The following is a 9,984-nucleotide window of genomic DNA, read 5'->3' as shown; positions in this document are numbered from 1 at the left end:
GGTAAACCAGCAACTTGTGTGTCTACAAACTTAATATTCGGTAGGCCAGCGACTTGCGAGTCAATAAACTTGATATTAGGTAGACCAACAATGTAATTGTTATTTGACTCAATTGACTGTGAAACTTCCATTGTCATATTAGCGGCAGTAGAAGTAGAAGTTAAAAGTGCAGCTATGATAATTCCGTTAATCATTGTATTAATCTCTCAGTTCAGGGTTAATAAAAAAGTTTTTTATTTGACGTCTGAACTGCTATTTGCACTTGTTGTGCCAATGTTAACTTTGTAGTGTTTTTAATTCCTGTTTATCGAAATTGATATTGAGTAATTCAGTAAAATCTTTTTCTGGAACAGGTTTACTGAATATGTAGCCTTGTATCTCTTCACACTTGAGTGCTTTGAGTATATTGAGTTGGGCATCGTCCTCGACACCTTCACCAACGACTGATAGCCCCATGTTATGAGCAATGGTAATAATACTGTCGACCATTTTAAGATCGCGATCTGATTTACTAATATCATCGACAAATGACTTGTCAATTTTTAGACAGTGGATCGGGAATCGTTTTAAATAAGACAAAGAGGAATAACCAGTACCAAAATCATCAAGTGCCAAGGTCACGCCCATTTTAGAAAGTTGATTCATGACTTTGATAGCATTTTCAGGGTTTTTGATAATGGTGCTTTCAGTGATCTCTAGCTCTAAATGACAAGCGGGTAATTTAGTTAGCTGTAATACTGTTGAAATGCGTTGTTGCAGATCTGGTAGGGCAAACTGCCTAGAAGATAGATTAATTGCGACACGGCCTGTGAAGATGCCTTGTTCACGCCATTTTTGAGCTGCAAAGCAGGCTTTTCTGAGCACTAAGTCACCAATCTCAACAATCAACCCATTTTCTTCTGCTAATGGAATAAATTCGTTGGGAGAGATAACGCCAAAGTCTGGGTGAACTAAGCGAACCAGTGCTTCCATTCCAACAAGGTTATCATTTTTCAAATCGACCTTGGGTTGATAGTAAACCTCAAATAGGTCTTCTTTTAAGCCTTCGCGAATGAGATTTTCAACTTCTAACTGACGAAGTGCATTTTGGTTTAAAGACTCTGAGTAAAACTGATAACGATTGCCGCCGCCAGATTTCGCGTGGTACATCGCAATATCGGCTTTTCTTAATAGCGCTTGCTCATTTTGCTCATCTTCTGGATACAGCACAATACCAATACTGAGGCCAACAACTAAGGACTCTCTATCAATTTTAAATTCTTCTTTTAATGAATCTATTATTCTTGATGCTATAGCAGCACAAGAGCCGATATCAGGGTTTTGATCAACTAATATTGCAAATTCATCACCACCAAGTCGATAAAGACTAACGTGCTTAGGAACATTGTTTTGAATACGCTTGGCGACATCAACTAACAACTCATCACCGATCTGATGCCCTAACGAGTCGTTTATTCGCTTAAAGTTATCCAAATCTAAAACCATTAACGTGTGATGGATATCTTTCTTAACCAAATTATTCAGTGTAACTTGCAGGCTTGAACGATTTGGCAACCCAGTTAGTAAGTCACTATTGGTTAATTTACGTAGCTCTTCTTCCTGTTGTTTACGACGAGTAATATCAGAGAACACTCCAACATAATGAGTTGTTTCACCTTGCTCGTTATAAATCGCATCAACGGTAAGCTCCATTAAGAAGTGACTACCGTCTCCTCTATCAGCTTCTAATTCATTACTCCAGCAACCTTGCTGGGACAATGAGGCGTGCACTTGATTAGAGTATGATTCTGGGTAACGACCGAAGGTAAATAGCTGGCCTATAAACTCTTCTCGAGGCTGTGCTGTTAATACACAACAGGCATCGTTAACTTCGACAAAACGGTACTTTTCATCAAGAATAAACATGCCTTCGGAGATGTTTTCAATGGCTCGCTCAAATAAACGTAATTGTTCTTCGGTTTGTTTTAAATTATTGATGTTTTTAATCGTACCTGTCATTCGAACAGGGTTTTCTTTGTGGTCTCTTTCAACAATCTTGGCTCTATCAAGGATCCACATCCATAAATCTTCGCGACTTTTAACTCGGTAAGTGACTTCGAAGTGATCTGTAAGCCCTTTGAAGTGATCATTTAACGCAGTTTTGACGCGATGTTGATCAAGAGGGTGGATATTACTTTCTTCACCGGGTTTGCCTGAGCGTCGACCATCTTGCGGAAACTCAAGGGTTCCCCAAATGTTAGAGCGGTAGATTTCGCCCGTTTCAATATCCCAATCCCACATTTCATCGCCGCTTCCCCACAGAGACAGTTTTAGGCGTTCTTCACTGAGAGCTATCTGCTTTTGAATTTCTCGACGACGTAAAAGAATTTTAGATACGACTAATAAAAATAGTAAAAACAGAAGTGTATAGGTTAGTTTAGCTTCAAAAGAGTAATACCACGGTGGTGTAACAGTCACTGTTATAGACTTCGTTTTACCTTGCTTACCTGAAAGTTTATTAATTGCATAAACATTAAATTGATAAACACCAGCTGATAAGTTGGTATATGTTGCTGAGTTAATATATTGAGATGGAAGCCAGCTATCGTTTAGGCCTTGCATTTGATAGAAAAACTCAAATTCATCTAAGTCTTGACCAGGAGTTACAAAAGTAAATGTGAAAGGGTAGTCAGAATATTTTAAAGTAATATTTTCTTGTTTATTAATCGGTTGCTGCAGGATGTCCCCGCCAACTTTTTCAGAAACGTTAAATAATGAAAAATCTATTAAAGCAACATCTGTACTTCCAGAAATAAGTATTTCATTATAGATTTCATTGGGGTTAACAATACTTAGTCCCTTAGCACCACCAAATAAAGAGTAATCATCCAAACGAATTGAAGCTAGGGAGTTGTAGTCACCTTGAGCTCCATTTCTAGATGACAATTTCAAATTTTTAAAGTTTGTTTTATTTGTAATGTTGAGTTCCATTGCTGATGATGAAACTAAAAAGTTATTAAATAACTCTATTGAGTAAACTAATTTATTATGTTTGAAAATTTCTTTGAGTTGGTTTGATATTATTTCTAACTGTAATAATGAATTTCTTGTACCAAAATAAAGGTAATTCTCGTCAAATTTTAATGTTGTCACCATGCTTTCTGAGTAAATTTTTTCAGAATTCCCATTAGTTATTTTAAATAGGCCACCTTGAGTTGCGACCCATAGGGCACTATCTCTCTCAACGAGATCAAAAATTGGATAACGTTCACCCGTAGTAAGTGTTTCAATAACCTCATCACCTTCAATGACGAATATTTTCCCATTGATTGTAGAGGCATAGAGTTTAGTTTTATCTTCACTTAGTTGTACATTACTTATATGACGCTCAAGTATCTTGCTAGTTTCTAAGGTTTCGAGGTCAGTAATTGTTAAACCAGTTATATTACCAGTATATAAATGTTTGTTGAGAACCTTGATTGATTTTGGGCCTGAAGCATTTTTAATTGAAATAGAGTGGGAATATTGAAGTGATTTATCCAAAACTCTGATTTCAAAAGAATCAGTTGCTAAATATATATTTTCTTCAGTTTGTGTTATTGCCCAAATATTGTCTGTTATGAATTTAGAGCTTTTAATTAAGTTTCTATTACGATCAATTTTAATAACACCTAAATTCACATCAGTAATGAAAATTGAAGATTTAGTCTCTTTAATATATGGACGTTTTCTAGCTGCATCTTGCTCTATAAATCCAATTTTTTTGATCACGTTTTCAGAGTTTATTCTAACAATATCCGAGTCAATAATTGATGTTAGTTCATTTCCTGATATTGAAGGCTCAAGGTAGGTCATAATTTCATCAGAAATTTTTTCCTTCTTGTTATTAATGATACTAAACAGGCCTTCCTGAGTGGAAATAATTAATTTATCAGAAATTATACCAATATCATTAGATTCGAAGGCAACTGTTGTAAGTTGGTCTTCTTCAAGTTTAAAAACGATACCATTGTAGTTTCTAATATATAGTGATCCATTAACTTCTATTACTTTTTTGACTTCTTGTAAAACTTCACTTTGGAAGTCCCACATGGCTCGAGTTAAATCTTCATTAAGTATAATTATCTTATTATCGAGACCAACGACTAATCCTTTTGATAAGGCTGATATTGACCATATTGATTGGGTAATGGGTTGGTTATCAATAATAACAGGTTCGAATGTTTCTTTATCTCCACGGTACAATGCTAAGCCTGAATCAGTACCTACTATTAGGCGGTTATTCTTATCAATAAAGAGACTTTTTATGAATGAGCTAGGCAATTTGGAATTCAAATCTTCAGCGAAAAAGTGTTTGAAATTTGTGCCGTCAAACCTGTTTAAACCATTAACAGTCCCTAGCCAGACAAAGCCTTCTGCATCTTCTGCAATACTTGTAACTGTTACTTGAGAGAGGCCATCCTCAGTATTGTATACTTCTGTACTGAGTGTAAGGTCATAATTTGTCCCTGAATCAGCCAAAGCTAAACCCAAAAAGCTTTGGATTAAAAGAGTTGTACAAATTAACAACCGTCTTAGTAATTGCATATAAAGTATACTTTTGTCTTTTGTATTCGAGAATTATTCAAGGTAATACTCCACTTTTTCAGAAAGTTAATACTTTGTCAAAAAATCGTAAGTGTAAATAAAATAAATATTTTTTACGGTTGTACTTTTTTTATACTACGCAAGTGCTTGCTCGTTTAACTTTTACGCAATTATCACTGTTTTACTGCTAAAAATCGGTTTTTTTCGCTGTTTTATCTGTCAATTTAAATACTTTGTAAAAGTTGTAATAAAATTTAAGCTCGACAGTCGCCCCTCTAAAACTCAAATTTATTTGCTTGCGCTTTAAAACCTTTTAAGTCAGTAATTTTCGTCGCTGTAGGCAAGGGGTCAAGATGATCATGTTGTTCTCCAGCATTGAACATCACTAATCTATCGCTATGCTTGCTGCGCATATTGGTAACAATAAACTTGATGAGATCTGCTCGGGTGAACTTTTTAATCTCTTCAACGACTCTTTCCCTTTGCTTAAAGTCGTAATCTCGATTGCCCAAACAGACCCAATAACGTTGGCTGCGGCTTTTTAAGTTGGCATCTTTTTCAAGTATTTGATTGATTAAGCCAAGCTTTGTCGCTTCCCATTGTTCTTTCGTTATCTGCATCACTGCATAGTTAAAGTCTGCAATAAACTCATCAATGGCTTCAAGCAGGTTTCTTGGACCTGTGGTTGGTGATTGTATGTAGAATATCATCCCTGGATGGCGATTGAGTGGCAGATATCCCGTTCCGACCATATAACCGAGTTGCTTTTCTGTACGAAGCTCATGGAAAAAAGTAGACGACATTGTGTGGTTAAGCAAACTAAATAAGCCTACTTTATGAGCAGAAGTGTCACTAGATTGGTAATAAACAATAATGGCACTGTCTTGATGTTCAACCGATAGTTCACGTAATAACGTCCCTTGCCCTGCAATATTTATTAGTTCTCTACTCGATTCTGAACTGGGTTTAGTGACAAGTGACAATACTTGTTTTAACCGTTTAGCGAGTTGTTGGGCTTCGTTAACTAACCAGTCACCGTAAACAAGACCTTCTACGTATATTTTCTCGTAAAACGCGCTGACGTGGTTGTGAAGCTCATCGAGAGTGACGTCCTCAAGCATCTCTGCCATGCGAGCAGGCTCATAGGAACGTTTTTGTAAGGTGACCGTTAAGCTGGTAAATAATTGCGCTATCGGCTTAGCTTGTGAGGCGTTAGTCCAGCTTCTGAGTAGTTGTTTTTTAATTAGCTTAAATCGATCTTGTGTGAAGTTTCTTTCTCTAGCCTTTTCAATAACTAATGCTAGTAGTGTTTCTTGGTTACCGGTGAAACCTGTTAAGTGTAGAGTGATCCCTCCTTGGTGAGGATAAATATTGTAATTTAGTCCTGCGACCTCAGCTTGATAAGTGGCCTCAGTCATGTAGTCCAATACCATTTCAACATAAAGTCTGGTTAATGCTGCGTGTTTAGGTGTTGGGCTTGCATTTTCAGAATCTAATGACAAAAAGATATGGCCTTTGGGGACATTAAATTCATCGTCCTTTCGGTGCCAAATTCGGTATCCTGCATCTTCTGCAACCACTAGTGGTACATCACTTTCACTGTGCTCTACTCTTGATGTTGGGTTATCGACTATGAATGGATTTTTAGTGGGAAGCGTTAGCGCTTTCCTTGGGGTTACTTTTCCCCATTGTGCAATTTTTTCTGCTGGAATTTTTTCAACAGAGTAGGGGGTAAAGTACCATTTTGCTTGCTGGTTAGTGCTCACTTCTTTGGAAACTAATTGTGTTCTCATGTTGTCAGGAGATAACAATGCCAATAGCGCGAGAGTCTCGTCTGCATGCATTGCATCCATACGATAATCGCCGTAGACGACGTCTTCGATGTCATAGTGCTGCATATTGATGCTTAAATGACTGGCCAGATCGAGCGCCTTGATTTGTTCTTGATATTTAAATGCTGTGGCTAACAAGCTGGCTCGCTCTTGATAACGCCATGATTCAATTCCATCAGTAGTGATTAGTTTTATATATTCAAACGTGCACTCGATGATGGTATCGAGTTGTTCTAAACCTTTATCAGTGAGTTGGATACTAATGCTGTAATCTTTGAAGTTATAGCCATTGACGCCACCTCCAGCAGACAAGTTATTAGCAAAACCTTGCTCTTTTAAATATGACAACAAACTTCCAGGGCTTTCATTACCCAGTAAATGACTTATAAAAGTGAGTGGTTTACGCTTATAAAATTGCTCAATTGAGGGTAGCGCAAAACTGATGTTCAGCCTTTTCTGGTCTTTTACTGGTGAAATGTTGATATGGGTAAGTCGCTGATTATCAGTTAAATATGCGGTATCTGGATAACTGGATGTAAGGTTACGGTTTACAATGCTGGCAAAAAAATGTTGCGCATATTGTGCTTGTTGATCAAGAGAGTGTGGAGATACCAAGCATAAGGTCATGATGTTGGCGCTGTATTTAGAACGGTAAAAGTCGAGTAACTCTTGACGCACTTCTGCTTCATCGCCTGCTAAGGTTTGTAAATTCCCCACGGAGAATTTACTGAATGGATGCTGAGGATTAATAGACTCTTTTTGAACTTGATAAACCCGTCTAATGTCATCTTTTAATTTAAGACTGTATTCTGAATCTATGGCATGCCTTTCTCTGTCGACTAGTTCTAAATCAAACTTGGGTGCGATAAAAAACTGGCTGAATCTATCAAGAGATTCTTCGAAATGCTCTGCGTCGATACTGTAAAAAAAGTTTGTTTGTTCTGTGCCAGTCCATGCGTTGTTTGAACCACCATGCTGATTGATGAATTGATGGTATTCACCTGAATCAGGAAACTTTTCAGTGCCTAAAAATAACATGTGCTCAAGAAAATGTGCCATACCAGGGCGTGAAACAGGATCGTCAAAGTGGCCGACAGACACAGTCATCGAAGCAGCAGCTTGGGTTGCTGTTTTATCTTCTACAAGTAAGACTTTTAATCCATTCGATAACACGACATGACGATAATGTCGGTGGTCATTTGGACTTGTTATTATGTTGTCTACAGTTTTTAATTCGATGTCTGGTTTTATGGTCAAGATGATGCTCCAGATAAGAAGGCTAGCTATATATTGATCTCGTTGCGGCTTTTTAGCAAATAACTAATGAAAATATCGACTAAAGACTAATTAAATATCCTTCATTGTTTCTTTGTGGATGAGTTATTTAAGGCTACAATTAACCTATAAACACAATAATAATGAGTAGCGAGAGAAGTATGCAGCTATTTTTAATGCGACATGGTGAAGCGGGTTTCGATGCACCGTCCGATAGAGAAAGAATGCTATCACAACTTGGTCGAACTCAATCTAACGCAATGGCGAATTGGTTAACGGAAAAAGTCAGCAGTGTGGACTTAGTTATTGTTAGCCCTTATCTACGAGCACAACAAACGTGGCAAGAGGTGGCAAAACATTTACCTGAGCCAAACAAATGGTTAGTACTGGACGACATTACCCCTTCGGGTAGCCCGCAAATTGCCGTTGATGCGATTTTGGCTTATGCCGAACATTACCAAGCAAAAAAAGTGTTAGTTATCGCTCACATGCCTATTTTAGGTTATATGGTTAGCGAGCTAGTTGCTGGTATGGAACCGCCCATTTTTGCCACTTCAGCGATAGCATCTATTGAGCGTAATGAGCATGGTGGTCACTTTGATTTAATGCAAACACCTGCGCAAATGAGTGCTTAAACTGAGTTATCATTAAAAATGGCAGCGACCGCTGCCATTTTTGTTACATGCTGTCACTAATTTTTGCACAGCCAATCTTTCAGATTCGTTTGATTACCCTTTGGTATTGTCATCAATATCCACTAAGACCAATAATGCTGCGTCTGCTCCCCATTCTTTAGGTGCTTGATGAAAGGCGCTGACTTTAGGATGTTGAGCCAACCACATCGGTAGTTGTTGTTTTAAAATACCCGAGCCATAACCATGCATAACACAACAGCAAAGTACGCGCTGTTTGACACAAGCTTGCAATAATGCAGCTAGTTCAAGTTTGGCTTCTGCTTGGCGCATACCATGTAAGTCTAGTAGCAGGTCCGGTTGATAATCTCCACGTCTTAAACGCTTGAGCTCAATTTTATCCACGTTGTCGTTTAGCCAACGCATTGGACCTTCAACAGGCAAAATAGGTTGATAATTATCCGAAAAGTAACTGTCAGCATAAACCTGCTGTTCTTTTACTTCGACTTGTTGTTTAGATTTGACCGACTGTTTAAAATGATGTTTGTCTTGATTTAACGGCTTAATACCGCCAAATTGCTCTGAAAACAGTGCAAAGTCGGGATTATTTTCTTTATTCATGGCGCTATTGTATTGAATTCTAGGTCATCTTAATAGACTTCAGTTACAATGGTCAGGAACAATTTTTCAGGAGTTATGTTTTGGATAAAATCTTTGTAGATGAAGCTGTCACCGAATTAAGAACCGTTGGCGATATGTTGCGTTGGGCTGTTAGCCGTTTTAATGATGCGAACATTTATTATGGGCACGGAACTGATAACGCGTGGGATGAAGCGATTTCTTTGGTTTTTCATGCATTACACCTTCCTGAAGAGATTGGCCAACAGGTGGTAAATTCAAATTTAACCAGTAGCGAAAAACACAAAATCGTTGAATTAATTATTCGTCGTGTTCGTGAGCGCTTACCTGTGCCATACCTGACGAATAAAGCGCGTTTTGCTGATTTAGAGTTCTATGTCGATGAACGAGTATTAGTGCCTCGTTCACCCATTGCTGAAATGATCAACAATGGCTTTAGTCCTTGGTTATACAATAAACCTGTTAATCGTGTGATGGATTTATGTACCGGAAGCGGCTGTATTGCGATAGCTTGTGCTTATGCATTTGAAGATGCTGAGGTAGATGCACTTGATATTAGTGAAGATGCCTTAGAAGTTGCGCAAATTAATATTGAATCGTTAAATGTACTTGACCGCGTATTCCCGATTCAATCAGATATTTTCTCAGCAATTCCTAAAGGGCCACAATACGATTTGATCGTATCTAATCCACCATACGTAGATGAACAAGACATTGGTGATATGCCTGATGAGTACCATCATGAGCCTGCTATTGGTTTAGCATCTGGACGTGATGGTTTAGATTTAACTAAGCGTATTTTAGCGAACGCGGCTGACTATTTGACTCCAGATGGGTTATTAGTGGTCGAAGTGGGTAACTCAATGGTCCATTTAATTGAGCAATTCCCTGATGTTCCTTTCACTTGGGTTGAATTTGAATTTGGCGGCGATGGCGTATTTGTTCTCACCTACGACCAGCTAGTTGAAAATGAATCACTTTTCGCCATCTATAAAGATAGTGAATAATAACGATTAAATGAATTACGTTGAGGTAAGCAG

At 37.9% G+C, this 9,984-nt stretch carries 5 protein-coding genes and 1 pseudogene; 2 read left to right on the top strand and 4 right to left on the bottom strand.

The annotated features are described in order from the left end of the window. From AB4128_RS18555 to AB4128_RS18545, 3 genes and pseudogenes are all read right to left on the bottom strand, one after another. A pseudogene (locus AB4128_RS18555) lies at positions 1–194 on the bottom strand (hypothetical protein); the annotation flags it as partial. A gap of 82 nt (positions 195–276) precedes the next feature. Then, complete coding sequence (locus AB4128_RS18550; protein ID WP_055026132.1) at positions 277–4,566, bottom strand: EAL domain-containing protein; 4,290 nt, start codon at positions 4,564–4,566, stop codon at positions 277–279. Between the two features lie 275 nt (positions 4,567–4,841). Next, a complete protein-coding gene (locus AB4128_RS18545) occupies positions 4,842–7,655 on the bottom strand; it encodes an insulinase family protein (protein WP_372038594.1) in 2,814 nt (937 codons plus the stop codon). 179 nt (positions 7,656–7,834) lie between these two features. On the opposite strand from AB4128_RS18545, the gene sixA reads away from it, so the two are divergent. Next, entirely contained in the window at positions 7,835–8,308 is a 474-nt protein-coding gene (sixA, locus tag AB4128_RS18540; RefSeq protein WP_055026131.1) for a phosphohistidine phosphatase SixA, read from the top strand. Positions 8,309–8,401: 93 nt separating this feature from the next. Here sixA and smrB read toward each other — a convergent pair whose 3' ends face one another. Continuing rightward, a complete protein-coding gene (gene smrB / locus AB4128_RS18535; RefSeq protein ID WP_065110656.1) occupies positions 8,402–8,926 on the bottom strand; it encodes an endonuclease SmrB in 525 nt (174 codons plus the stop codon). Positions 8,927–9,006: 80 nt separating this feature from the next. Between smrB and prmB the strand changes: the two genes are divergently transcribed. After that, entirely contained in the window at positions 9,007–9,951 is a 945-nt protein-coding gene (gene prmB, locus AB4128_RS18530; protein ID WP_055026129.1) for a 50S ribosomal protein L3 N(5)-glutamine methyltransferase, read from the top strand. Positions 9,952–9,984 lie beyond the last annotated feature (33 nt).

This window comes from Shewanella sp. 10N.286.52.A9, from assembly GCF_041468985.1.
GTDB classification, from domain to species: Bacteria; Pseudomonadota; Gammaproteobacteria; order Enterobacterales; family Shewanellaceae; genus Shewanella; species Shewanella japonica.
This window is presented reverse-complemented; position numbering and strand designations above follow the sequence as displayed.